The organism is Mesorhizobium sp. M2A.F.Ca.ET.042.01.1.1 (assembly GCF_003997405.1).
Lineage (GTDB): Bacteria > Pseudomonadota > Alphaproteobacteria > Rhizobiales > Rhizobiaceae > Mesorhizobium.
Window position 1 is genome coordinate 1 of record NZ_RZRX01000014.1, and the last position, 23999, is coordinate 23999.

Consider the following 23999-nt stretch of genomic DNA (forward strand, 5'->3'; position numbering starts at 1 on the left):
GTGCTGACCCATGTCTCGCTGGTGCAGGCGGACCGCAACACGCCGGGCTACATGCGCTCACCGCCCGAGACGCCTTATGTCTACGCGCTTGAAAACGCCATGGACGAGATGGCCGTTGCGCTTGGCATGGATCCTGTCGAATTCCGCCGGATCAACGAGCCCAAGACGGAGCCGATCGGCAAGAAGCCGTTCTCCAGCCGTTCGCTGATCCAGTGCTACGACCAGGCTGCGGAAGCTTTTGGCTGGGCCGACCGCGATCCGAAGGTCGGCGCGATGCGCGACGGCGACTGGCTGGTCGGCATGGGCTGCGCCACGGCGATTTATCCAACGGCCGTCGCGCCATGCGCGGCGCGCGTGCGCCTGACGGTCGACGGCGATGTGCGGCTGCAATGCGGTTCGCACGAGATCGGCACAGGCGTTCGCACGGTGGCCGGCCAGATGGCGTCGGAGCGTCTCGGTGTGAGCATCGACAAGATCAGCGTCGAAATGGGCGACAGCGGCCTGCCTCCGGCTCCGGTCTCGGGCGGGTCGATCTCCACGGCAAGCGTGTGCTCGGCGGTGCTCATGGCCTGCGACGCTATCCGCACCAAGCTCTACGCCGCAGCGACCGCGGAAGGCGGTCCGCTGGCCAGCTCCCATAATGAGGAACTCGAGCTTGCCGGCGGCAAGATCGTGGCGAAGAGCGGCGCCTCGGCCAAGGTCGGGGATGTCCTGAAAGCCATGCAGGTCGGCGCGATTGAGGAATATGCCGAGTTCGCCCCCAAGGGCGCGACGCCGGAGGCGCTGAAGAAGCTCTATGCCGGAACGCCGGAGTTCCATGGCGGCGAGCAGGACGAGGATTCCGTGAAATACGCCTTCGGCGCCGAGTTCGTCGAAGTCCGCATCAACCGCTATACCAGGGAAGTCCGCGTGCCGCGCATCGTCGGCGCCTTTGCCGCCGGCCGCATCATGAACACCCGCACGGCGCGCAGCCAGTTGATGGGCGGCATGATCTGGGGCATCGGTCAGGCGTTGCATGAGGCGACCGAGGTCGACAGGCGCTACGCGCGCTATGTGAATCGCGACCTGCAAGACTACCTTGTGCCGGTCAATGCGGACATCAAGGACCTGCAGGTGATCCTGGTGCCGGAGGTCGACCATGCGGTCAATCCCGCCGGCGTGAAAGGCCTCGGCGAGCTCGGCAATGTCGGCACGGCCGCTGCCGTCGCCAGCGCGGTCTACCACGCCACCGGCAAGCGTATCCGCGACCTGCCGATCAGGATCGAGCAGTTGCTCGTTTGAGCACGCCTGCGATGAACGCGCACAGCTATTTTCTCTGACAGGGCGAAACCCATGTTTCACCTTGGCGTTTGGATGCTGCCCATCGCGGGCATCCCCCTGATCCTCATTTTGATCTGGATGTATGTCCTCGCCAGGCGCCGGAGCCGGCGGCTGGCGGAGCCGAGAGGCGGTCCGTCACAAGAGACGCAGCGGCGCCGCAACGACCCGAAGGGCTGAAGGGTCTCGAGGCCCCTGCTTTAGCTCAACCGACGTCTGTTACCCCGCCGGCAGAGCGTAGGCGATGACTTCGTCGCCGACCTTGGTTTCCATGAAATGATGGCCGCCGGGCGCGATGACGACATACTGCCTGCCGCCGACTTCGTACGTCATCGGCGTGGTCTGGCCTCCGGCGGGAAGATCGGCCTGCCACACCTCCTTGCCGCTCCTGATGTCGATCGCGCGCAGCTTGTTGTCGGTGGTCGCGGCGATGAAGATCAGGCCGCCGGCCGTCACCAGCGGACCGCCATTGTTCGGCGTTCCGATGGTGAGCGGCAGCATCGAGGGGATGCCGAACGGGCCGTTGCTTTCGGCACTGCCCAGCGGCTCGTCCCACAGCGTCCTGCCGGTCTTGAGATCGATCGCGCGGATATGGCCATAAGGCGGCTTCGAGCAGAGCAGGCCCGTGGACAGGCGCCAGCCGGCATTGACCGCGATGGCGTAGGGCGATCCGGCCTGCGGATCGCCGATATCCTTCACCTTTTTCGGGCTGCCGCCCTTGTCGATCGGCCTGAAGCCCATCTCGTCCGCCTTCTGGCGCGCAATGAGCTGGTTGTAGTTCGGCATGTCGTTGTAATTGGCGATCAGCACGCCGTTGTCGGTGTCGACTGCGATGCTGCCCCAGTCCGAGCCGCCATTGTAGCCAGGATATTCGATGAAGGGCCGGTCGACTGTCGGCGGCGTGTACTCGCCCTGATAGGAGGCACGATGGAACTGGATGCGGCAGTAGAGCTAATCCAGAGGGCTCATGCCCCACATATCCTTTTCGGTCAGCGCCGGCTGGTCGAGATGCGCGTAGCCGGAATAGGGCTGCGTCTTGGAGAGCTTGTCCGGTTCGACGCCGCCCGAGGGCGCCTTGCGCTCCTCGACCGGGAACAGCGGCTTTCCGGTCTTGCGGTCGAGCACGTAGATCTGGCCCTGCTTGCTGGGCACGATGATGGCCGGGATCTTGCCCGTCACCGTCGGGAAGTCGACCAGCGTCGGCTGCGATCCGAGGTCGTAGTCCCAGAGATCGTGATACACCGTCTGGAAATGCCAGACCGGCTTGCCCGTCGTGACATCGATGGCGACGATCGAGGAGTTTAACTCGTTCTCGAAACCCTTGCGATCGACGCCGTAATAGTCGACGGCGGCATTGCCGAGCGGCAGGTAGACATAGCCGAGCTGCGGATCGGCGGCGGCGACGGTCCACATGTTCGGCGTGCCGCGCGTGTAGGTGTCGCCTTGAGGCGGCGCGCCGGTGCGATCGGGATGGCCCATATCCCATGCCCAGGTCAGTTTGCCGGTGGTGGCGTCATAGCCGCGCACGACGCCCGAGGGCGCGTTCTCGGCCTGGCCGTCCTTGACTTGTGCGCCGACGATGGCGATGCCGCGCACGATGGTCGGCGGCGCCGTGATGGAATACCAGCCAGGCACCGTCTCGCCGATGCCCTGGTTGAGATCGACGCTGCCTTGCTGACCGAAATCCGAGCAAGGTCTTCCTGTCTTGGCGTCGATGGCGATCAGCCTTGCGTCCAGCGTTCCGAAGATGATCCTCGTGGCGCAGGCCTGGTCGGCATTCGCGCCTGGAGCGGCGAAATAGGCGACGCCCCGGCAACTGGCGCCGTAGGGTATCGTGTTGTCCGGCACCTTCGGGTCGTAGCGCCATTCTTCCTTGCCGCTGCGGGCATCGGCGGAAATGACAATGTCCTTGGCCGAGCAGGCATAGAGATGGCCACCGATCTCCAGTGGCGTGTTCTCCGGCGAATAGAGGTCCTTGGTTGCCCCGGTCGGCATGTCGCCGGTGTGGAACGACCAGACGCGGGTGAGCTTGGCGACGTTGGCCGCCGTGATCTGATCGAGTGGCGAATAGCGCGTCCCGAGTTCCGAGCCGCCATAGACCGGCCAGTCATTGCCGGCCTGATGGATCGCGGCATCCTGCGACGCCGGCGCCCCCTTCGGCGCGGATTGCGCGGCTGGCGCTGGCGGTTGCGCCGGTTGTGACTGCGCCGAGGCATTGATATGCAGGAAGCCGAACGCCGCCAGCGCAGCGATCGGCAGCAGCAGGCCGGTCACATAGGCTGCGTTTCGGCCCCCGCGCCTTGTCCGGTCGCGGAAGGCGGGCATCGCGAGCAGCACGAAAATCAGGATGATCGTAGGAGCAAGGGTGCGTGGCATCAGGGCCCAGCCATCGAGACCGACCTCCCAATAGGCCCAGGCGAGGGTGGCGAGCCAGGTCAGCACATATAGCCAGACGCCGGCCATGTTGCCGGCCAGCAGCAGAATGCCCGCGAGCAGCAACGCGATGCCAGCCGGCAGATAGTACCAGGAGCCGCCGAGGGCGATCAGCCAGGCGCCGCCGCCGCCGATCAGCAGGCCAAGAATGACCAGCAGCACGCCGACCAGCGCTCTCCACCAATAAGCAACGCCGTGATGGCGCACAGGACGACGGGGGTTGTTTGCAGCGGCGTCGGGCATGGCATTTTCCAGCGTGAAACTGTTGTGATATCCGGCGAACGCATGCGGGCGGCTGTGGTTGCGGATGAAATCCGCGACCCGTTCCCGGTTGTGGTCACCATTCTGTGATCCTTGTGCGGCTTCGGAACTTTCGCGGCGAAAGCGCCGTTAGGTGTCGTCAACCCTGGGTTTGCCTTCAGCAGAATCGGCGAGGGGATGCCGCAGATCTTCTCGAAAAACGCCAATGGCGTTGCGCGCTTTGTCATTTGGGGAAGTTGTGCCGTTCTGCTGATCGCCGCCGCGATCGGGATCATCCTGCCCCGTTCGGACCTGGTAACGGGAGTAGGTGAGCCATTGGCGCAGCCGGTGCCGTTCAGCCACAAGCACCATGTCGGTGAGCTCGGCATCGACTGCCGCTATTGCCACAACGGCGTCGAAACCTCGTCTTCGGCGGGTCTGCCGGCCACCGAAATCTGCATGACCTGCCATTCCCAGCTTTTCACCAATGCCAATATGCTGGCGCCGGTGCGCGCAAGCCTGGCCAGCGGCAAGCCGATCGAATGGCAGCGCGTCAACAGCGTGCCCGACTTCGTCTTCTTCAACCATGCGATCCACATCAACAAGGGCGTCGCCTGCGAGACCTGCCATGGCGAGGTCGACCGGATGCCGCTGACCATGCGAGCGCACACGCTGAGCATGGAATGGTGCCTAGGCTGCCATCGCAATCCGCAGCCCAATTTGCGTCCGCCACAGGACGTGTTCCTGATGCACTGGCAGCCGCCTGCGGACATTGATGAGATCAGGCGGCAACTGATCGGCATGCTCGACATCCATCCCGAGACGATGACGGATTGCTATGTCTGCCATCGCTGACGACAGGCCTGGCTCCGCCATCGACATCGAGGCTCTGCGCAAGCGGCTGGCGCATGACGGCGAAATATGGCGCAGCCTGGACGAGATCGCCGGGACCGCTGAATTCCGGCGCTTGGTCGAGGCCGAATTCCCGGCAATCGCGGAACGCCTGCCGGCAAAGCCGAACCGGCGCACGCTGCTGAAGCTGATGGGCGCCTCGCTGTCGCTTGCCGGGCTGGCCGCCTGCAGCAGGGCGGAAAGCATCGTGCCTTATGTGCGCCAGCCGGAAATCCTCGTTCCCGGCAAGCCTGTCCATTATGCGACGACGCTGTCCAGCGACGGCTTCGGCATTGGCGCCATCGTCGAAAGCCACGAGGGGCGGCCGACCAAGGTTGAGGGCAATCCCGATCATCCGGCGTCGCGCGGCGCGACCGACGCTGTGATGCAGGCAGCCGCGCTGACGCTGTTCGATCCTGACCGCTCGCGCACGCCGCTGAAGGATGGCGAGCCGGCAGCTTACGGCGATTTCCTCAAGGACATGGCGGCGCTTGTCTCGCGCTGGGCGGCATCGCAAGGGCAGGGCGGGGCGTTGCTGGTTGAGGCTGCGACATCGCCGACCGCCGCAGCACAGATCGATGCGTTGCGGGTCCGCTATCCCGAGCTGAAAATCTATCGCCATGACCCATTGGCAACGCCAGCCGCAGAGGCAGTCTCGCGCGCGCTGTTCGGATCGTCGCTGACGCCGATCTATCGCTTCGACCGTGCAGATGTGATCCTCAGCCTCGACGCCGATTTCCTCGGAGAAGGACCTGGGCGACTTGCCTATGCCCGAGACCTTGCCGCGCACCGGCGTGTGCGAAGCCCTAACGACCGGATGAGCCGGCTCTATGTAGTGGAATCGACGTCCACTATAACCGGGGCTGCCGCCGACCATCGTCTTGCGATCAAGCCAAGTGAAGTCGAATCCGTGGCCGCCGGATTGAGCGCGGCGTTGGCCGGCCAATCCGGGGGCTCCGGCTCGGCGATCGACCAGGCCTGGAGGGCGGCGCTGGTCGACGACCTGAGGGCGGCGGGCCGCAACGCGTTGGTCATTGCAGGGGCGCATCAGAGCGCCTTCGTTCAAGCCGCCGCTTTGTCTGCCAATGCGAAGCTTGGCGCGCTCGGCAACACGGTCGAGCTGATCGAGCCGCCGGATGCATTGCAGGTCGATGGCGACCTGGTCGCGCTGTGTGAGGCAATCGGCGATGGCGCGATCGACACGGTCGTGGTGCTGGGCGCAAACCCGCTGCACACGGCTCCAGCGAGGCTCGATGCGCATAAGGCATTCTCCAGCCTGAAGCTGCTTGTCCATCACGGGCTCTATCGTGACGAGACCGCGTTCCTGGCGCATTGGCATGTGCCGGCGGCGCATGAGCTCGAGAGCTGGAGCGACATCCGCGCCCATGACGGCGCCGCCTCGCTTGTGCAGCCGCTGATCAAGCCGCTTTACGATGGCAAGACCATGCATGAATTGCTCGCCGTGTTTGGCGGCCAGTTCGAGACCGATCCGCTGGCGATCGTCCGGCAGCATTGGGCAGCGCTCGATGACGATGCCTGGAAGAAGGCGTTGCGTGACGGCGTCATGTCGAACAGCGCCGCCAGGCCCGTATCCGTCACCGTGCCGCCTGATCTGGGCGGCTTGAGACCGGCGGCGAAGGCCGCCGACGGCATCGAGATACGGTTCGTCGCCGATCCGTGGCTGCGCGATGGCCGCTTTGCCAATGCGTCGTGGCTGCAGGAGCTGCCGCGGCCGCTGACCAAGATCGTCTGGGGCAATGCGGCGCTCATCTCGCCCGCCACCGCGGAGCGGCTGAAGATCGAGAATGGCCGCGTCGTCAATGTCGCGTCCAACGGCGCCAGCGTCGACGCGCCGGCCTGGATCATGCCCGGCCACCCGGATGAGACGATAACGCTCTCCTTCGGCTTCGGGCGCAAGGCCGGCTCCGTTGCCGCGCTGTCGGAAGGCTATGATGCGTTCCCTTTGCGCGGCGCGGCGGAATGGATGGCGACCGGCGCTGTAATCACGCCGCGCGAGAACAGCGCGCGGGTCATCACGACACAGCATCATCAGGCGATGGAAGGCCGCGCCATCGTGCGCCACGCGTCGCTCGATGCATTCCGGCAGGATCCGGATTTCGTCCGCAACGATGCGCCGCCAGCCCCGACGGAGTCGCTTTATCCTGATTGGCATTACGATCAGGAAGCCTGGGCAATGGCGATCGACCTCTCGGCCTGCCTCGGCTGCATGGCCTGCGTCTCCGCTTGCCAGGCGGAAAACAACATCGCGACGGTCGGGCCGGACGAATGCGAGCGCGGCCGCGAAATGCATTGGCTTCGTGTCGATCGCTACTATGCCGGACCGCTCGATGCGCCCGAGACCTTCTTCCAGCCGGTGCCATGCATGCATTGCGAGAAGGCGCCTTGCGAAGTGGTCTGCCCGGTCAACGCAACCGTGCACACGCATGATGGGCTGAACGCGCAGGTCTACAACCGCTGCATCGGCACGCGCTATTGCTCGCAGAACTGCCCCTACAAGGTGCGGCGCTTCAACTTCCTCGACCACCAGTCATTCGACAAGGACGAAGCCGGGCCGGAGCAGGGCGTTCATAACCCCAATGTCAGCGTGCGCTCGCGCGGCGTGATGGAAAAATGCACCTACTGCGTCCAGCGTATCAGCGCCAAGCGCATCCAGGCGCAGATCGAAAATCGCGACATTGCCGATGGTGAAGTCGTCACCGCCTGCCAGCAGGCCTGTCCGACCCAGGCCATCACCTTCGGCGACCGCAACAGGAAAGACGCAAAGGTCGTCCGCGAGAAAAGCGCGCCGCAGAATTACGCGCTGCTGGAGGAGTTGAACACAAGGCCGCGCACCACCTATCTGGGAAAGATCTCCAATCCGAACGGCAAGCTTGCCAAGCCGGGCAAGGCGACCGATGGCTGAGGCGACCGCGAACAGCTTGGACGTCCTGCGCGGCCGCCACGATTTTCCCGAGATCAGCGGGCGCATCGGCTCGATCGTGCTCAACGGCCGCTTGCCGCGCCATTTCTGGACGGCGTTCTTCCTCTGCTTCCTGCTCGTCCTGTTCTTCCTCTACTCGATCACCTATCTGATTTCCGTCGGCGTCGGCGCCTACGGCATCAACTTGCCCGTGGTCTGGGGCACGATGATCTCCAACTTCGTCTGGTGGATCGGCATAGGCCATGCGGGCACCTTGATCTCGGCGGTGCTGCTTTTGCTACGACAGCCATGGCGCGCCTCGATCAACCGTTTCGCCGAAGCCATGACCCTGTTCGCGGTCGCGATGGCGGGGCTGTTCCCGATCCTGCATCTCGGCCGTCCGTGGTTTTTCTATTGGCTTCTGCCGCTGCCCAATGTGCACATGCACTGGCCGCAATGGCGCAGTCCCCTGGTCTGGGATTTCGCCGCGATCGCAACCTACGCGACCGTCTCGCTGCTGTTCTGGTACATGGGCCTGCTGCCCGACCTGGCGGTGCTGCGCGACCGCGCAAGGTCGAGACCGGCGCAGCTCTTCTACGGCATATTGGCGCTCGGCTGGCGCGGCTCGGCCTATCATTGGTCGCGCTACCAGACCGTCTATTTCCTGCTCGCGGCCCTGGCCACGCCGCTGGTCGTTTCGGTGCATTCGATCGTCTCGCTCGACTTCACCTTCGCGATCACGCCCGGCTACCACTCGACGATCTTCCCGCCCTATTTCGTCGCCGGCGCGCTGCTCTCGGGCTTCGCCATGGTGCTTACCATCGCCATTCCGCTGCGCTGGGCCTTCTCGGTCGAGGACCTGATCACGCCGCGTCACATGGACAATGCCGCCAAGCTGATGATCGCCGCCGGCATGGTCGTCGCCTATGGCTATGTCTCGGAAGCATTCTTCGCCTGGTATTCGGGCGAGCCCTATGAACGCGCCATGATGGCGCAGCGCGCTCTGGGTCCCTATGCGCCGCTGTTCTGGACAATGCTCGGCCTGAACTGCGGCGTGCTGCAGCTGCTGTGGTTCAGGCGCATCCGCCGCAATATGCGGCTGCTGTTCGCGATCGCCGTCGCCATCAACACAGGCATGTGGATCGAGCGCTACATTATCGTCGTGACGGGACCAAGCCGCGATTACCTGCCGTCCGCCTGGGGCGAGCAGTCGCTGACCTGGCTCGATTTCGGCGTCCTGTTTGGTTCGATCGGCACCTTCTTCGCGCTCGTCTTCCTGTTCATCCGCATCCTGCCGGCGATCACCATCTTCGAAGTCGAGGAGTTGGCCGAAGAAGAGGGCAAGCTCAGATGAGCCTCTACGGTCTCATGGCGGCGTTTGCCGATCCCGAAGCGCTCGTTGAGGCCGCGCGCGGCATGCGCGAGCGCGGCTATCGTCGCATGGATGCGTTCTCGCCCTTTCCGATGAAGGAGCTGGACGGGATACTGGAGATCCCGAAGACGCGCCTGCCTTGGGTCGTGCTCGCCGGCGGTATTGCAGGTGCTGCTCTCGTCTATGCGCTGATCCGGTATTCCGTCGAAGTCGACTATCCCATCAATGTCGGCGGCAGGCCGCTGCATTCCTGGCCGCCTTTCGTCGTCATCGCTTTCGAGGCCGGCATCCTCGGCGCCGCCTTTTCCGGCTTTCTGGGCCTGCTCGCGGCCAACGGCCTGCCCCGCTACCATCATCCGGTCTTCAACGCCGAGAGCTTCAGCTATGCGCGCGGCGGCAGGTTCTATCTGCTGATCGAAGCGGCCGACCCGCAATACCGCAAGGGCGTGACCAGGGGCCAGCTGACGCGGCTCGGCGCCGAAACGGTCGAGGAGGTCGAGGCGTGAGCCGCCTCAGCCTCACGCTCATGCTAGGTGCGCTGGCCATCGCCGGCTGCCGGCAGGACATGGAAGACCAGCCGCGTTACGATCCGCTGGAGGCGAGCAACCAATTCGCCGACGGCATGTCTGCGCGCACGCCACTGGCGGGCACGGTCACGCGCGACGCCGATTTGTCGCCGACCCCGCAGCGGATACCCTATCCGATCACGATCGAGCTGCTGCAGCGCGGCCAGCAGCGTTTCGATATCTTCTGCTCCCCCTGCCACGGCCGCACCGGCGACGGTCACGGCATGATCGTCCAGCGCGGTTTCCCGGCGCCGCCGAGCTACCATCAGGATGGGCTGCGCAAGGCTTCGGACCGGCACTTCTACGACGTCATCACCAACGGCTATGGCGCCATGTATTCTTACGGGGCGCGGGTGCCGCCGCAGGACCGCTGGGCGATCGTCGCCTACATCCGCGCCCTGCAATATTCGCGCGACGCACCCGTCGCCGAACTCCCACAGGCCTTGCGCGCACGGCTCGAAGCGGAGGCCTCGCCATGAGCCGCCTTGAGCAGGGTTTTCTGGCCGCCGGCATTGCGGGACTTGTCCTGTGCGGGCTTGGGGTGTCGCTCGATGCCAAGGCAATGCTGGGCGCTTGGCTTCCGGCGTCCATCTTCGTGCTCAGCTTTCCACTCGGCGCGCTGACGATCCTGATGGTGCACGGGCTGACCGGCGGCCGCTGGGGCGAGGCGGTCCGTCAGCCTTTGCGGATCATGATCGCGATGCTTCCGCTTGCGCTGATCTTGCTCCTGCCGGTGCTGATGAGGCTCGATCTGGTCATTCCTTGGGCCGGGGCCGACTCCGCGATGTTGCCGGAGAAGGTTCGCGAGAAGCTCGCCTATCTCAACATGCCGTTCTTCCTGTTGCGCTTCGCCGTCTGCGCCGCGATCTGGGTCGTTCTCGCCTGGATGATGCTAGGCTCGACTGCGGAGGATTCCGCAAAGACCGGCAAGGGCAGGAAATATGCTTTCGGCCTGATCCTCCACGCGCTTGCTGTCAGCGTCTTTTCGATCGACTGGGTGCTGTCCCTCGAGCCGGAATTCACCTCGACCATCTACGCGCTTTGCGAGGCGGCGGCCGAAGTGGTCGGGGCATTTGCGCTTGCCGTCCTCGTGCTGGCGGCGAGGCGGGCGGTGGAGGTCTTGCCCGGCGGCGAGGAAGATGTCGCATTGAGCGAAGATCTCGCCAATATGCAGTTCGGCTTGGTGCTGATTTGGATCTATCTTGCCTTCATGCAGTGGATCGTCGTTTGGGGTGGAGACCTTCCGGACGAGATCCGCTGGTACATCGTCCGCGCCACCGGCGGCTGGCAGTATCTGCTGTGGCTGCTGGTTGCCTTGCAGGCGGCTGTGTTCGCGAGCTCGCTCAGCCGGCAGCTCAAGCGCAGCCATGGCGGCCTGATCTGGCTGGCGGGCATAGTTCTGGCCGGCCATCTCGCCGATGTGTTCTGGCGCATTCGACCACCGCTCTTCGCCGGTGGTCCGTTCGGATTCTGGCGCGACATTGCCGCCTGGACCTGCGTTGGAGGCCTTTGGTTGGCAGTCTTCCTTTTCCTGCTCCGCCGGCCGAACACGATCGTCTGGTGGAAGCGGGAGGCCGCCCATGGCTAAAGCTCGCCGCCATCCCGAGACGCGCGATGTCCAGCCAAGGGTGCTGCTCGCATTCGGCGGCGGGCTGTTGGCGTTTCTGGCCTTGGCCGCGCTCTGCATGAAGGTCCTCTTCAACACCACGCCAAGCTGGCTGCCGCAACCCGAGAACGCCAGTCCGGAAGCTCCTGATTTGCAGAGCGCGCCAAGGCAGGATCTTGTCAGCTTCCGCGCCGAGGAGGATCGCCAGCTGAAAATGCTCGGCTGGGTCGACCGCAAGGCCGGCATCGCTCGCATTCCGATCGACGACGCGATGTGGGCAGTGGTCAGCAACGGCTTGCCGGATTGGTCCCAGCCCGACACCGCAGCCCCGGAACCTGGCGATTGCAGCCTGCTCGCGGCTGCAGTTCCCCGCACACCCCAGGCCCAGAATTGCCAGCAGCAAAGTGGCGAGGCAGGGCGATGAGAAGCCTGTTAGCCGCGCTTTGTCTGTTGGTTGTCGGGGCGGCCCTTGCCGCCGAGCGACCGACATTCGATCCGAAGCTCGGTGCGCAGCTGACGCTGGACCGCGAATTGATCGACGCCAGAGGCCGGAAGCAGACGCTTCGCGAAACGCTGGGCGGCCATCCGGCGCTGGTCATCTTCGGCTACGACAAATGCCCGAACCTGTGCGGCGTCACCCAGCAGGCCGTCGCCTCCGACCTGAACAAGACATCGCTTCGCCCGGCGGATTACCGCGCGCTGTTCATCTCGATCGATTCCGGGGAGACACCGGCCGACGCAATCACGGCGCAAGAAGAAATCGCTTCCGCAGCCGGTCCGGCAAGCCTGGCTGCCTGGCGCTTCCTGACCAGCAGCGATGGCGCCGGCGCGGCGCTGGCTAAAGAGGCCGGCATCACGTTCGACCGGCGCAAGGGCATCGATCAGTTCGTTCATCCGATAGCGGTTATCGCGCTTACCCCAACGGGCCGAATTTCGCAGGTGCTGCCGGCGCTGACCTTCACGCCGCGTGATCTCCAGCTCGCGCTGATCGAAGCGTCGGGGAACAGGCTCGGGTCGATTGCCGATCATGTCTTCCTGCTCTGCGCTGGCTTCGACAGTTCGAAGGGCCAGTACACGCCAGCGATCTGGGCGGCTCTGAAAGTGGCGAGCCTGGCGACGCTGTTCGGTCTCGGCGTGACGGTGCTATGGCAAGGCTGGGGGAGGGCGAGGTGAGCTTCGGCGTCCCCTTTTTCCCCCAGGAGGCTTCATCCGAAGCCGGCCAGGTCGACGCGCTGTTCTACACGCTGCTTGCTTTTTCAGCCGTTCTCGGACTGGCGCTCACCGGGCTGGTCGTCGGCTACGCCGTGAAATACCGCGTCGGCTCAAATGCGGATCGAACAGGCAAGCGTTCCCGCAGCCTGCCGCTGGAGATGAGCTGGACCGTCGCCAGCCTGGTCATCGCCTTCATCTTCTTCGGCTGGGGCGCGACGCTCTTCGTTCGCCGCGACCATCCACCGGCCGACGCGCTCGAGATCAGCGGTCTGGGCAAACAGTGGATGTGGGAGTTCAGGCAACCCGGCGGCCAGCGCGAGATCAACGAATTGCATGTTCCCGTCGGCAAGGCTGTGGTCGTGTCGCTCGCCGCGCAGGACGTCATCCACTCCTTCTACGTGCCGGCCTTCCGCATCAAGCAGGACGCGTTGCCAGGCCGCACGACGCATATCTGGTTCATCGCCACCCAGCCCGGCCGCTACCATCTGTTCTGCGCCCAATATTGCGGCACGCAGCATTCGGAAATGGGCGGCTGGGTGACCGCGATGGCGCCCGAGCAATATGCCGCGTGGCTGAATAGCCAGGGCGAAGGCGAGACGCTTGCCGCGAGCGGCGAGAAGCTGTTTCGGGCGCTCGGCTGTTCCGGCTGCCACGGCGCGAGCAGCAAGGTGAGGGCGCCGTCGCTTGACGGCGTCTTCGGCCGTCCTGTGGCGCTGGACAATCAGCAGACGGTCATCGCCGACGAGCGTTACCTGCGCGACTCCATTCTCAACCCGAAAAAGGAGGTCGCCGCAGGCTACGAGCCGGTCATGCCGAGCTTCGACGGCGTCATCGACGAGGGCGAGCTGCAGATGCTGCTTGCCTATCTGAAGTCGCTTTCGCCGCAACCAACGGCTGGAGCCAGGCCATGACCAACGCGGCGATGCAGGGCACATATCTGGAGGAGGGAAGCGGTCCGCGGGCGTGGCTGCTCACCACCGACCACAAACGCGTCGCGTGGCTCTATCTCATCTCGCTGACAGCCTTCTTCTTCCTCGGCGGCGCCATGGCCGTGCTGATGCGCATCGAGCTTGCAACACCGGCCGGCGATCTCGTCTCCGACGATGTCTACAACCGGCTGTTCTCGCTGCACGGCATCATCATGGTCTGGTTCTTCCTGGTCCCGTCGATTCCGGCGACCTTAGGCAATTTCTTGTTGCCGCTGATGATCGGCGCGCGCGACCTTGCCTTCCCGCTGCTCAACCTCGCCAGCTGGTACGTCTTCATCTTCGGCAGCCTGTTCGCGCTGTTTGCGGTGGTCGCCGGCGGCGTCGACACCGGCTGGACCTTCTACACACCGCTATCGACCCTTTATGCCAATGGTTGGGTCTCGACCGCGGCGTTTGGTGTCTTCATCGTCGGCTTCTCGACGATCATGACCGGCATCAACTTCATCGTCACCGTGCACACGTTGCGCGCGCCCGGGCTCACCTGGTTCCGCCTGCCGATCTTCGTCTGGACGCTCTACGCCACCAGCCTGGTGATGGTGCTGGCAACCCCGGTGCTCGCCGCCTCGCTGGTCCTGATCGTGCTGGAGCGCGTCTTCGGCATCGGCATCTTCAATCCCGCTCTCGGCGGCGATCCGCTGCTCTTCCAGCATCTCTTCTGGTTCTATTCGCACCCGGCCGTCTACATCATGATCCTGCCCGGCATGGGTGTGGTGTCGGAGGTGCTGCCCTGCTTCAGCCGCCGGCCGCTGTTCGGCTACAAGGCGGTGGCGATGTCGTCGATGGCGATCGCCGTCTTCGGCTTCCTGGTCTGGGGCCACCACATGTTCGTCAGCGGGCAGTCGGCCTATGCCGGCGTGGTGTTCTCGTTCCTGTCCTTCTGCGTCGCGATCCCGTCGGCGATCAAGGTGTTCAACTGGAGCCTCACGCTGCGCAAGGGCGAGATCAGCTTCGAGGCGCCGATGCTCTATGCGTTGTTCTTCCTGGCGCTGTTCACCTTCGGCGGATTGGCCGGGCTCTTCCTTGCGGCGTTGGCGGTCGATGTCCATGTCCACGATACGTATTTCGTCATCGCGCATTTCCACTACATCATGGTCGGCGGCATGGTGACCGCCTATATGGCCGGCCTGCATTTCTGGTGGCCGAAGCTGACCGGCCGCATGTATTCGGAAACGTCGGCGCGTATCGCGGCGACCGTCACCTTCATCGGCTTCAACCTGACCTTCTTCCCGCAATATGTGCTGGGCTTCGACGGCATGCCGCGCCGCTATCACACCTATCCGCCGGAGTTCCAGTTCTGGAACGTCTTGTCCTCGGCCGGCGCGGTGGTGCTGGCGATCGGATATCTGATGCCCTTGTTTTATCTCGGCTGGTCGCTGTTTCGCGGCGCCCGGGCGCCCGATAATCCGTGGAACGCCACCGGGCTCGAATGGCAGACCGGTTCACCGCCGCCGCCGCATAATTTCGAGACCATGCCGGTCGTAACGCGACCGGCCTATGCCTATGACATGAAGGGGCTGGAGCATGAGCGCTTCAGCCCGCACCGGGAGGAGGCAGCGGGATGAGCGGCACGGAAAGCGTCGTTTTCGACACGCCGCAACGCGAGCGGCGCGCCGACACTTTTGCCATGTGGGTGTTCATCGGCTCCGAGGCGATGCTGTTCGGCGCGATCTTCCTCGTCTTCCTCATCGCCCATATCGATTTCGGCCCTGCCTTCGCGGCCGCCTCGAAACGCCTTTCGCTGCCGCTTGGCACCTTCAACACGGCAGTGCTGATCACCAGCAGCTTCACCATGGCGCTGGCGCACAGGCTTGCGTTGCAGAGGCGCTGGCGCGCGACGGTCTGGGCGCTGGTCGTCACCTCAGGCCTGGGCGTGTGCTTCCTGGTCGTGAAGGGGATCGAATATGGCAAGGAAATCCACGACGGTCTGGCGCCGCTCCTCGGCCTGCCGTTCCGCTATGCCGGGCCGGATCCGGTTCATGCCGAATTCTTTTTCGGCCTCTATTTCACGATGACGTCGCTGCATGCGCTGCACCTGATCGGCGGCATCGTGGTCATCGCCGGCATGATCGCGCTCTGGCGGACAGCCAGCCCCGCCAACCGCCTGCGCCGGATCGTGGCCACAGGCCTCTACTGGCACTTCGTCGACATCATCTGGGTGTTCATGTTCCCCGTTCTTTACCTGATCAACCGATGAGCGAACTGCGCAAACTCACGTTCGGCTATCTCGGCCTGCTCGCGCTGCTGGCGCTGACGGTAGGCTCGTCATTTCTTGATCTGGGCGGTTTCAACGTCGCGCTCAACCTGGCGATCGCCGCTGCGAAGGCTGTCCTGATCGCCATGCTGTTCATGCATCTGACCGGCACGTTGCCGCGGCTGGCCGTCGCGGCCACCGGGCTTTGGCTGATCATCCTGTTCGGGCTGACGCTGATCGGGCGATAGGAGAGACATTAATCGCCGGCAGGGACACCGGCATAGTTCTGCGTCTTGAAGAGCGCGGCCAGATGAGCGGCGTTGGAAGCCGCCATCTTGATCATGCTGACGACTTTCTCCGGTGTCCCGGGAAGATCGACGAAGTTGACGTCGCCCATCGCTTCTCCAACCCAGTAAACGCCGCCATTGGCGGGAACGGTGAAGCCGACATCGTTGAGCGCCTGATAGCACTCGGCATGGCAGTGGTGTGCGCCATCCTCATTGCCGACAATCGCCACCAGCGCGACCTTGCCGGCGGCCGGCATGCGTCCGCTCTCGTCGGTCTCGGACAGGAATGCGTCCATCCGCTCCATCACGCGCTTGGCAACGGATGACGGCTGCCCCATCCAGATCGGCAGGCCAAGGATGAAGATGTCGGCGGCCAGGATCTTTTCCCGCAGCTTCGGCCAGTCGTCGCCTTCGCCCATGTCGGAGAGCACGCCGGGCTTGATGTTGTGGGCGAGCGCACGTGCCATTTCGCATCCGACGTCATGTGCCGCCAAGGCCTTGGTCAACTCAGCAAGCATTCGATCGGTCGAGGACTCGTCATCGTCCCGAGGCGTCTTGAGTGTGCAATTCAAGGCAAAAGCGGTGAGCGGCATCGAATCTTCCCGACTGAACATGATGACCAACGCGGAGGGCAGACACTGGTTGCCTCTTTCTGCGCAACAGCCAGCCGGAAACAGTCAGGTGTTTTCATTGGCAAGGTGGGCGTGGCCAGAATGCCGTCGCGACCTCACGCGCCTCAAGCGCCGGTTCGGTTCCGGTTAACGGAGTCGAGTACGAAAACAAAGGTTTAGGTGCAGGGATGCGCAACCTGAAGTTGATGATGCCAGAGGCGGAATCCAAGTAAAGAAAATCCTATTTTGCTTTCAGATGCTTAGGGGAAGCTCAACCGCAGCTGCTACCAACAGAAATACCAACAAAATATTTCTGTGGATAAGGTTCGGTTCCCGAGTGGGACTGTCGAGCCCAAACGAATGTATCGTAGGCAGCACGTGTAGATCGAGCAAGAGGTCTGCTACGCCCCGCGGCCGCGAATGGTCAGTTCTCTGATTTCTTTTATTGACAGGAGCAACAGATGCCCATGCCCAGCCATGACGACGTCGTGCAGTTCGTTCTCGGGACTGCCATACCCGGGACTGAATCGCACCGCCCCACAGGGCATCTCGCACCTCTGCCTGCCCGAAGGGTCTTGGAACAGCGGTTTGATCGCGCAAGGGGGACTGGTCTACGCGGACCTGCCGGCAGCGGCCTATGCTGTGAACGGCAGCTTTTGCGCGGCAACTCGAACATGGAAGGATTTTGGCGCCTTCTAAAGCAACGAAGGCGGCGAGCAAGGCGGGCAATGGCGAGGTTTGCCCTATGGCATTTCAGGCTGCGAAGATCGAATCTATTGAGGAGCCGCTGCGGGCTCGGTGGTGCGGTAGATTTCGTCGAGCGTCATCATTTTTGAGAGGTCCACGCTCATGGTTGCCGGATAGCCGAATGCACCGCTCGTCAGGCATGTAATCGCCGCCGCCTCCGCCGCCTTCGCGAGGATGGCGTCGGGCCTGTCGCGATTCAACAGACCGACCAGAACATTCGCAATGAACGTGTCGCCCGCCCCCAGGGTATCGACCGCTTCGACGGGCTGGGCCGGCGCCTCGAACACGCCCGACTCGCCCATCAAAAGAGCGCCTTCGATACCTCGAGTGACGAGCGCCCAGCGCGCGCCGCCCGACAGAGCGTGCCGGCCGAGCGCCAGGGCGTCGGCGCGGGCTTTTTCGCCGCCCGATAAGGAGAGGAGGAAGCAATGCGACGCGACCTGCGCAATGCGCTCCGGGTCGTGAGCGGTCGCCAGGTCGTATGAGACCTTCGTCGCCCGGGCGAAGCGCGGTAGCCATGCGTCGACATGGCTCGATCGCCCGGTGTGAATGGCATCGAAATCGCCAAGCCGCGCCATGTCGCTTGCCGAGGGTGCGACGATGGAGACGCCGAGATTGGCCCCGACGAAGACCCGGTCACCATTCCTCGTCTCGATCAGGCAATAGGCGGTCTGTCCCTGTTCGACCCGAAGCGAGGACACGTCCACCCCCTCATTAGTCAGAGCCCGCTTGATCAAGCGGCCGGCATCGTCATCGCAGACCGCGCCTGCATAGGCCGTCTCGGCGCCTGCGCGGCGAGCGAAAACGGCGTGGTTGACGCAGTTCCCACCGGGGTACATCAGGTTCCGGTCAGGGTAGCAATCGACCACATTGTCGCCGAAGGCGAATATTCTGACGGGGCGGGACATCAGCCACTTTCTCCGGAGTGAGAACGTTCTCAACTACCGTAGTGTCTTATAAATGGCAAGCCGGTCAAAGCCGGCTGACGGACCCACGTTCGATCAATTCGGCCGGCATCAACACGGTTCGCGGCGGATAATCTTCACCCCGGATGCGCTCCAACAGCATCCGCGCCGCCGCCTCGCCCATCGCAAGGCGGGGTTGCGCAACGGTCGTGATGCCCGGACGATGGAAGCTCATCCAGTCGAGATCGTCGAAACAGACCAGCGACAGGTCCTGCGGGATGGACACTCGCAACTCGCTCAGCGCGCGCATCGCGCCTTCGGACATGGTGCCGTCGGTCGTGAACAGGGCTGTGGGCGGATCAGGCGCCGTCATCAAGCGCGGGACGATCGCTTGCGCGGCGGCCGCGGAATAGCTTCCGGCGCGCAGTGTCAGACGCGGGTCGACGGGCAGGCCCTCGATCCGATGCGCGCGGATATAGCCGAGAAGGCGTTGCCAACTCGGATAAAGCGTCTCGCTTTCGATCGGGTCGCCGACGACGGCGCGCGCTAGGAAAATGTCCAGCCTGGCACTCTCCTCGTCGGCGAGTTCCGCCACGATGCCGATGCGCCGATGCCCGGCTGCGATCAGATGGCGCACGGCGTGCTCGGCGGCGGCAATGTTGTCGGTCGCAACACGGTCGACCTGCAGGCCGGCGACGGTCCTGTCGATCAGCACCAGGGGCATGCCCATCGCTCTCAGATTGTGCAGGTGCCGCGCCTTGCGCGTGTCGCTGGGGGTGACTATCAGCCCGTCCACCTGCTTTTGCGCCAGGAGCTCGACCGAATGGACCTCCTTTTGTTGAGCCTCGTCGCTATTTGTGATGAGAAGGCCGAAGCCATTGGCCTCGGCCACATTGGAGATGCCGCGCAGAACCGAAGCGTAGAATGGATTCTGGATATCGCCGGCGACCACGCCCAGCGTCCTGGTCTTGCCGGTGATCAGGCCGCGCGCGAGTGCATTGGGCCGGTAGCCAAGATGTTGCGCCGCCTTGAGAACCTGCTCCTTCTTTTCTTCGCTGGTGTAGCCGTACCCTCCCAGCACACGTCCCGCGGTTGCGGTAGAGACCCCTGCGGCGCGCGCAACGTCCGTGATCGTCGCCTTGCTTTTTGAAGCCACGTGGCAGCCCTTCTCACATTCCAGCCGGAATCGAATGAGAATTTATCATGTCTGGTCTGCAAAGATACGGCAACCCCGTTCGGGCAGGCGCCGCGCCGAAAGGCTTTGTCACCGATGTTGCGATGACATTTCTTGGAGTCGACGCTTGACGGATGCTGTTTATCAGTATCTCATATGTGAGAGCGTTCTCGCAACAAAAGTGAAAGACACGGGAGAACGTGATGGGGACCATCGGTCCATCACAAGAAGGAGGTAGTGATGTTCAAATCCATTCTGGCCGGCTGTATTCTAAGCGCGGTGATAGCGATGCCGGCGCTTGCCGATGTCATCCCGGCCCTGCACGACGCGCTGCCGCAAGAATACAAGGAAAACGGCATCAAGGCCGCGGTGTTCAACGACTGGGCCCCCGACGAATTCCTTGACTCCGACGGCCATCTGAAAGGATGGAGTGTCGATATAGCAAAGGAGATGCAGGAACGGCTCGGCGTGCCTTTCAAATTCGAAGCCACCAGCTTCGACGCCATCATTCCGGGACTGCAATCGAAGCGCTTCGACGCCGGCTTCTCCTCCTTCGGCACGACCGCGGAACGCTTGAAGACGCTCGACTTCGTCTCGCAGCGGAAGATCGGCACCTCGTTCGCTTATCCCAAGGACAGCAAGCTCAATATCAAGACTCCGACCGACGGCTGCGGCTTGACGGTCGCCGTGCTGAACGGCTCTTGGGACATAGGCCTTCTCGAGAAGCTGAACGCCAATGAATGCAAGGACAAGCCGATCACAATGCAAACGCATGGCACGCAGGCCCAGGCCGAACTTGCCGTCCGTTCCAATCGCGCCCAAGCTACAGTGGCCGGCTCCGTCAAGCTCGCCTATATGGCCAAGCAGACCGGCGACCTGAAAGTGTCGGACCTGGTCCTGTCGCCGGTCAACAGCTGCATCGGCGTCCGCAAGGGCGATCCGCTCGGCCAGGTGATGGCGGATGCGATCCAGTCGATGATCAACGACGGCACTTATGAGAAGATCATGGCCAAGTGGGGCCTGAACGATTCCGGGATGCTGAAAAAGGCCCTCCTGATCACGGAAGAGCACCCGGCGGATCTGTGAGGCGCGTTCCCCGGCCCGAGGCTTCGTTCGGGCCGGGGCAGAAGGCCACGACCGCAGCGAGGAATGACAATGCCTGAAGGACCGCCACACCGCTCGATCCATGACTGCAAGCCCATTGCGGTGCCGAAGATAGGTCACTGGATCGGCGGCGCGGTTCTGACGATCTTTGCGATCGTCTTCCTGCAGGTGCTGGTCACCAACAAGAACATGCAGTGGGGCGTGGTCGCTGAGTATATGTTGAACCCGGCGATCCTGTCGGGCCTCGGCATGACGCTTCTTCTGACCTTCCTCGCCATGGTGCTCGGACTTGCAATCGGCGTCGTCCTGGCGATCATGCGCCTGTCGGGCAGTCGCGTCTTTCAGACGGTGAGCTGGGGCTGGATCTGGTTCTTCCGCGGCGTGCCGCCGCTCGTGCAGATGATCTTCTGGTATAACCTGGCGCTGCTGCTTCCAGAGATCTCGATTGGTATTCCGTTCGGCGGGCCAAAGCTAATCTCCTGGAACACCAATGAACTGATCACCCCCTTCAGCGCAGCGATCATGGGCCTTGCCTTCACGGAAAGCGCCTATGCCGCCGAAATGATCCGCGCCGGCATCCAGGCCGTGAATGTCGGCCAGACGGAGGCGGCCGCAACGCTCGGCATGACGCGCGGCCAGACGCTTCGCCGTATCGTGTTGCCGCAGGCGCTTCGCATCGTCATTCCGCCAATCGGCAACGACACGATCTCGATGCTGAAATTCACCTCACTCGTTTCCGTGCTGGCGCTGCCCGATCTGCTCTACTCCGCCCAAATGGTCTATGCGCGCACCTATCAGACGGTGCCGCTGCTACTGGTCGCGACGATCTGGTATCTAGCACTCACCACGATCCTGACGCTCGTAGAGCATGCCGTCGAGCAGCGATTGAAATCCGAACACAGCGCCGCCGCAAACAAGAACAAGGGTTGGATTTTACCCTTCCGCCTGTTCGCGCGCCAGCAGGAGGCCCTGTGATGAACGCCGATACCGACTTCGAGCCGCTGCTGAAGGTCGAACGCCTGCGCAAGAGCTTCGGCTCGCACGAAGTGTTGCGCGGCATCGACCTCGCGGTGATGCGTGGCGACGTGACCTGCATCGTTGGCCCTTCAGGTTCGGGCAAGAGCACGCTTCTCCGCTGCCTCAATTATCTTGAAAAGCCGACCGGGGGCGCCATCTTCCTGCGCGGGGAGCCAATCGGCGTTCGCTGGAAGGGTGACAAGCTCTATGAGATGAGCTTCAACGAGCTCGCCCGTCAGCGGCAGCGCATGGGCATGGTCTTCCAGGGCTTCCATCTTTTCCCGCACAAAACCGTGCTGGAAAACGTCATCGAGGCACCGGTCCTGGTCAGGCGCGTGCCGCGCGCGACCGCGATCGCAGAAGCCAGGGTGCTTCTGGAACGCGTCGGCATGAGTGAGCGCGCGAACTATTACCCCGCGCAGCTTTCCGGCGGCCAGCAGCAGCGTGCGGCAATCGCTCGCTCCCTGGCGATGAAGCCGGACCTCATGCTGTTCGACGAGCCGACATCGGCGCTCGATCCAGAACTCGTCGGCGAGGTTCTCGGGGTGATGCGCCAGCTGGCCGACGACGGGATGACCATGGTCGTGGTTACGCACGAGATGGGCTTTGCACGCGACGTGGCGGACCACCTGATCTTCATCGATGGTGGGGTCATTGTCGAGCAAGGACGTCCGGTCGAGGTGCTGACCCGCCCGCAGCACGAGCGCACGCGCGGCTTCCTTGCACGTGTCCTGGCCGACGCCTGACGCTCAGCCGAGCGTTTGCGAAAGTGCAGAGGCGGTAAAAAGATCAAGATGCGCGCCGCCGTTGTTCTTGAACACAGTGATCTGGTCTGCGCGGGTGCGGCCTTGCATTTTGCCTTGGACAAGCTCGAAGAGATCGGCCTTAACGGTTTCCCACGTTATCGCGCCTGACGCGACCGCCTGCGAAAGGTCGCCGCCGCTCTTCATATTGTTGCGGCTGTCGACGAAGATCGTGCCGCGCGCCAGCGCTGTGTCGTCGGCCTCGCGCAGCGTGGGAAGATAGGCGCCGACCAGGTCGAGATGGGTGCCCGGGCGCAGGAGCGCGCCCTTGACCAGCGCCTTGTCCGACATCGTTACGCAAGACACCACGTCAGCGCGGGCGAGGCACCCCTCGAGGTCCTCGCTGGCGGCGGCGTCGATGCCATTTTCACGGAGCTGGGCCGCAACCGCTTCGGCTCGCGCCGCCGTGCGGTTCCAGATCGTGATCCGCCGCAGAGATGGGCGTGCCGCCAAATGAGCTTCGGCGAAATGCGGGGCCAGCGCGCCGGCGCCGACGATCAACAGGTCAGCTACGTCATGCCTTGCCAGAATGGATGAGCCAAGGGCGGAATCGGCGGCGGTCTTTCGTGCCGTCATGGCCGCGCCGTCGGCCGCGAGAAGCGGAGCGCCTGTCGCGCCGTCGAACAGCGCCACCAAACCCTGAACCGCGGGCTGCGGTGGCCGAAGTGCGGCATTTTGAGGAAACACGCCGACCATCTTCACGGCGATCGGCCCGCCCGGCGCCCAGCCGGGCAGGGTGATGAACTGTGCTTCGCCGCCGGCGGGATCGGATTGCACCACCACATCCGAGGCGGGCATAGATCCCAGATGCGCCTTGCGCAGCGCCTCGATCAGAAAAGGCCAAGGAAGCGCCGCATGGACAGCGGCTGCATCGAAAACGCGCATGTCGAACCTTTCAGGTCTTGATCGTGTAGCTGACCAGATTGCTTGGCGTGACCAGCTTCGAAAGTGCGAGCGGACGCCCCTCGGCGTCGGTGACGATCTTGTCTATCCTGTAGACCGGCTGGGCAGCCCTGATGGCAAGGATGCTGCGCTCACCGGTCGAGGCGAGGCCGACGTCGATCTGCCGCTCCGCATGGGCCGGCACTATGCCTGCCTTGTCGCGCAACGCGGCGAAGAAGGAGCCGCCAGCGGCGACGGGCTCAATCACCTGAGGGAAACGCACCGCATCGAACCAGAGTGTTTCGAGCGTCATCGGCCGGCCGTCGTCCTCCAGCAGCCGGTCGAAGCGGATCAGCGACACGGCCTGCAGACGATCGCGGATGGCGGGCGCGTTGGGATTGTCGTCGCGCGAAAGGATGCGGTGGCCGGCCTTTCGCCCGAGACCGTCCATGGTTTCGGAAAAACCCGAAAGCGAGACGAGCGTTTGCCGCACCTTGCGTGGCATGACCACCGTGCCGCGACCCTGCTGTCGCTGAAGGCGGCCATCGGCACAGAGCTCGCCGATCGCGCGCCTCAGCGTTATACGGCTGACGCGGTATAGCGACATCAGTTCCGGTTCGGGGGGCAGGAAGCTGCCCTCGGCGAACTGGCCGGTCTCGATGCCGGTCACGATCGATTGCCGGACCTGTTCATAGAGCGGCAAAAGGTGTTCTCGGTCTTCCATCCGCCCTC

At 63.7% G+C, this 23999-nt stretch carries 23 protein-coding genes; 16 read left to right on the forward strand and 7 right to left on the reverse strand.

Annotated elements, in window-relative coordinates; all coding sequences use genetic code 11:
- Nucleotides 1-1281, forward strand: a 1281-nt coding sequence (locus tag EOA23_RS03900; RefSeq protein WP_145966395.1) for a molybdopterin cofactor-binding domain-containing protein, incomplete at its 5' end; no start/stop codon positions are given.
- 255 nt (nucleotides 1282-1536) lie between these two features.
- Here EOA23_RS03900 and EOA23_RS36310 read toward each other — a convergent pair.
- Nucleotides 1537-2127: a PQQ-binding-like beta-propeller repeat protein gene (locus tag EOA23_RS36310; RefSeq protein WP_245473985.1), complete on the reverse strand. Its 591-nt coding sequence runs from the start codon at nucleotides 2125-2127 to the stop codon at nucleotides 1537-1539.
- A 141-nt stretch (nucleotides 2128-2268) separates the two neighbouring features.
- Nucleotides 2269-3993, reverse strand: a complete 1725-nt coding sequence (locus EOA23_RS03905) for a PQQ-binding-like beta-propeller repeat protein (RefSeq protein WP_245473987.1) — start codon at nucleotides 3991-3993, stop codon at nucleotides 2269-2271.
- 195 nt (nucleotides 3994-4188) lie between these two features.
- On the opposite strand from EOA23_RS03905, the gene EOA23_RS03910 reads away from it, so the two are divergent.
- Genes EOA23_RS03910 through EOA23_RS03965 form a run of 12 tightly spaced genes read left to right on the forward strand, consistent with a single transcriptional unit; the run spans nucleotide 4189 to nucleotide 15985 of the window.
- A complete protein-coding gene (locus EOA23_RS03910) occupies nucleotides 4189-4845 on the forward strand; it encodes a cytochrome c3 family protein (protein WP_245456177.1) in 657 nt (218 codons plus the stop codon).
- Nucleotides 4829-7804: a TAT-variant-translocated molybdopterin oxidoreductase gene (locus EOA23_RS03915; protein ID WP_127302944.1), complete on the forward strand. Its 2976-nt coding sequence runs from the start codon at nucleotides 4829-4831 to the stop codon at nucleotides 7802-7804. The genes EOA23_RS03910 and EOA23_RS03915 overlap by 17 nt, the downstream gene beginning before the upstream one ends.
- Nucleotides 7797-9155 (forward strand): NrfD/PsrC family molybdoenzyme membrane anchor subunit, encoded by a 1359-nt coding sequence (gene nrfD / locus EOA23_RS03920; RefSeq protein ID WP_127302945.1) that lies wholly within the window; start codon nucleotides 7797-7799, stop codon nucleotides 9153-9155. Before EOA23_RS03915 ends, nrfD begins: the two co-directional genes overlap by 8 nt.
- Nucleotides 9152-9679 (forward strand): DUF3341 domain-containing protein, encoded by a 528-nt coding sequence (locus EOA23_RS03925; protein WP_126062575.1) that lies wholly within the window; start codon nucleotides 9152-9154, stop codon nucleotides 9677-9679. Before nrfD ends, EOA23_RS03925 begins: the two co-directional genes overlap by 4 nt.
- Entirely contained in the window at nucleotides 9676-10218 is a 543-nt protein-coding gene (locus EOA23_RS03930) for a cytochrome c (protein ID WP_127302946.1), read from the forward strand. Before EOA23_RS03925 ends, EOA23_RS03930 begins: the two co-directional genes overlap by 4 nt.
- On the forward strand, nucleotides 10215-11327 hold the full coding sequence (locus tag EOA23_RS03935) for a hypothetical protein (protein WP_127302947.1): 1113 nt from the start codon (nucleotides 10215-10217) through the stop codon (nucleotides 11325-11327). The genes EOA23_RS03930 and EOA23_RS03935 overlap by 4 nt, the downstream gene beginning before the upstream one ends.
- Nucleotides 11328-11367: 40 nt before the next feature.
- Complete coding sequence (locus tag EOA23_RS03940; RefSeq protein WP_127302948.1) at nucleotides 11368-11769, forward strand: hypothetical protein; 402 nt, start codon at nucleotides 11368-11370, stop codon at nucleotides 11767-11769.
- Nucleotides 11766-12518 (forward strand): SCO family protein, encoded by a 753-nt coding sequence (locus tag EOA23_RS03945; protein ID WP_127302949.1) that lies wholly within the window; start codon nucleotides 11766-11768, stop codon nucleotides 12516-12518. The genes EOA23_RS03940 and EOA23_RS03945 overlap by 4 nt, the downstream gene beginning before the upstream one ends.
- Nucleotides 12515-13468, forward strand: a complete 954-nt coding sequence (gene coxB, locus EOA23_RS03950) for a cytochrome c oxidase subunit II (RefSeq protein ID WP_127302950.1) — start codon at nucleotides 12515-12517, stop codon at nucleotides 13466-13468. Before EOA23_RS03945 ends, coxB begins: the two co-directional genes overlap by 4 nt.
- Nucleotides 13465-15108, forward strand: a complete 1644-nt coding sequence (gene ctaD / locus EOA23_RS03955; protein WP_127302951.1) for a cytochrome c oxidase subunit I — start codon at nucleotides 13465-13467, stop codon at nucleotides 15106-15108. The genes coxB and ctaD overlap by 4 nt, the downstream gene beginning before the upstream one ends.
- A complete protein-coding gene (locus tag EOA23_RS03960) occupies nucleotides 15105-15740 on the forward strand; it encodes a cytochrome c oxidase subunit 3 (protein WP_127302952.1) in 636 nt (211 codons plus the stop codon). Before ctaD ends, EOA23_RS03960 begins: the two co-directional genes overlap by 4 nt.
- Nucleotides 15737-15985, forward strand: coding sequence for a cytochrome C oxidase subunit IV family protein (locus EOA23_RS03965; protein ID WP_127302953.1), 249 nt, complete (start codon nucleotides 15737-15739; stop codon nucleotides 15983-15985). Before EOA23_RS03960 ends, EOA23_RS03965 begins: the two co-directional genes overlap by 4 nt.
- An 8-nt stretch (nucleotides 15986-15993) precedes the next feature.
- Here EOA23_RS03965 and EOA23_RS03970 read toward each other — a convergent pair whose 3' ends face one another.
- The 3 genes from EOA23_RS03970 to EOA23_RS03980 all read right to left on the reverse strand — a co-directional run bounded on the left by EOA23_RS03970 (nucleotide 15994) and on the right by EOA23_RS03980 (nucleotide 19443).
- Entirely contained in the window at nucleotides 15994-16617 is a 624-nt protein-coding gene (locus EOA23_RS03970; RefSeq protein WP_127302954.1) for an NAD(P)H-dependent oxidoreductase, read from the reverse strand.
- 791 nt (nucleotides 16618-17408) lie between these two features.
- Entirely contained in the window at nucleotides 17409-18290 is an 882-nt protein-coding gene (locus tag EOA23_RS03975) for a PfkB family carbohydrate kinase (RefSeq protein ID WP_127302955.1), read from the reverse strand.
- A gap of 64 nt (nucleotides 18291-18354) precedes the next feature.
- A complete protein-coding gene (locus EOA23_RS03980; protein WP_127302956.1) occupies nucleotides 18355-19443 on the reverse strand; it encodes a LacI family DNA-binding transcriptional regulator in 1089 nt (362 codons plus the stop codon).
- Between the two features lie 258 nt (nucleotides 19444-19701).
- On the opposite strand from EOA23_RS03980, the gene EOA23_RS03985 reads away from it, so the two are divergent.
- The 3 genes from EOA23_RS03985 to EOA23_RS03995 all read left to right on the forward strand — a co-directional run bounded on the left by EOA23_RS03985 (nucleotide 19702) and on the right by EOA23_RS03995 (nucleotide 22328).
- Complete coding sequence (locus EOA23_RS03985) at nucleotides 19702-20547, forward strand: ABC transporter substrate-binding protein (protein WP_127302957.1); 846 nt, start codon at nucleotides 19702-19704, stop codon at nucleotides 20545-20547.
- Nucleotides 20548-20616: 69 nt separating this feature from the next.
- Nucleotides 20617-21540 (forward strand): amino acid ABC transporter permease, encoded by a 924-nt coding sequence (locus EOA23_RS03990; protein ID WP_127302958.1) that lies wholly within the window; start codon nucleotides 20617-20619, stop codon nucleotides 21538-21540.
- Nucleotides 21540-22328, forward strand: coding sequence for an amino acid ABC transporter ATP-binding protein (locus tag EOA23_RS03995; protein WP_127302959.1), 789 nt, complete (start codon nucleotides 21540-21542; stop codon nucleotides 22326-22328). The genes EOA23_RS03990 and EOA23_RS03995 overlap by 1 nt, the downstream gene beginning before the upstream one ends.
- A gap of 3 nt (nucleotides 22329-22331) precedes the next feature.
- Here EOA23_RS03995 and EOA23_RS04000 read toward each other — a convergent pair whose 3' ends face one another.
- Complete coding sequence (locus tag EOA23_RS04000; protein WP_127302960.1) at nucleotides 22332-23270, reverse strand: ornithine cyclodeaminase; 939 nt, start codon at nucleotides 23268-23270, stop codon at nucleotides 22332-22334.
- A 10-nt stretch (nucleotides 23271-23280) separates the two neighbouring features.
- Nucleotides 23281-23991 carry a GntR family transcriptional regulator gene (locus tag EOA23_RS04005; RefSeq protein ID WP_127302961.1) on the reverse strand — a complete coding sequence of 237 codons (711 nt, stop codon included), beginning with the start codon at nucleotides 23989-23991 and terminating at the stop codon, nucleotides 23281-23283.
- Between the last annotated feature and the right edge of the window lie 8 nt (nucleotides 23992-23999).

What these genes read in the sequence shown, in the direction of transcription:
- EOA23_RS03970 (WP_127302954.1), bottom strand. Translation starts at nt 16,617, where the DNA reads ATGCCGCTCACCGCTTTTGCCTTGAATTGCACACTCAAGACGCCTCGG.
- EOA23_RS03990 (WP_127302958.1), top strand. Translation starts at nt 20,617, where the DNA reads ATGCCTGAAGGACCGCCACACCGCTCGATCCATGACTGCAAGCCCATT.
- EOA23_RS03935 (WP_127302947.1), top strand. Translation starts at nt 10,215, where the DNA reads ATGAGCCGCCTTGAGCAGGGTTTTCTGGCCGCCGGCATTGCGGGACTT.
- nrfD (WP_127302945.1), top strand. Translation starts at nt 7,797, where the DNA reads ATGGCTGAGGCGACCGCGAACAGCTTGGACGTCCTGCGCGGCCGCCAC.
- EOA23_RS04000 (WP_127302960.1), bottom strand. Translation starts at nt 23,270, where the DNA reads ATGCGCGTTTTCGATGCAGCCGCTGTCCATGCGGCGCTTCCTTGGCCT.
- ctaD (WP_127302951.1), top strand. Translation starts at nt 13,465, where the DNA reads ATGACCAACGCGGCGATGCAGGGCACATATCTGGAGGAGGGAAGCGGT.
- EOA23_RS03965 (WP_127302953.1), top strand. Translation starts at nt 15,737, where the DNA reads ATGAGCGAACTGCGCAAACTCACGTTCGGCTATCTCGGCCTGCTCGCG.
- EOA23_RS03995 (WP_127302959.1), top strand. Translation starts at nt 21,540, where the DNA reads ATGAACGCCGATACCGACTTCGAGCCGCTGCTGAAGGTCGAACGCCTG.
- EOA23_RS04005 (WP_127302961.1), bottom strand. Translation starts at nt 23,991, where the DNA reads ATGGAAGACCGAGAACACCTTTTGCCGCTCTATGAACAGGTCCGGCAA.
- EOA23_RS03975 (WP_127302955.1), bottom strand. Translation starts at nt 18,290, where the DNA reads ATGTCCCGCCCCGTCAGAATATTCGCCTTCGGCGACAATGTGGTCGAT.
- EOA23_RS03945 (WP_127302949.1), top strand. Translation starts at nt 11,766, where the DNA reads ATGAGAAGCCTGTTAGCCGCGCTTTGTCTGTTGGTTGTCGGGGCGGCC.
- EOA23_RS03925 (WP_126062575.1), top strand. Translation starts at nt 9,152, where the DNA reads ATGAGCCTCTACGGTCTCATGGCGGCGTTTGCCGATCCCGAAGCGCTC.
- EOA23_RS03915 (WP_127302944.1), top strand. Translation starts at nt 4,829, where the DNA reads ATGTCTGCCATCGCTGACGACAGGCCTGGCTCCGCCATCGACATCGAG.
- EOA23_RS03905 (WP_245473987.1), bottom strand. Translation starts at nt 3,993, where the DNA reads ATGCCCGACGCCGCTGCAAACAACCCCCGTCGTCCTGTGCGCCATCAC.
- EOA23_RS03985 (WP_127302957.1), top strand. Translation starts at nt 19,702, where the DNA reads ATGTTCAAATCCATTCTGGCCGGCTGTATTCTAAGCGCGGTGATAGCG.
- EOA23_RS03910 (WP_245456177.1), top strand. Translation starts at nt 4,189, where the DNA reads ATGCCGCAGATCTTCTCGAAAAACGCCAATGGCGTTGCGCGCTTTGTC.
- EOA23_RS03960 (WP_127302952.1), top strand. Translation starts at nt 15,105, where the DNA reads ATGAGCGGCACGGAAAGCGTCGTTTTCGACACGCCGCAACGCGAGCGG.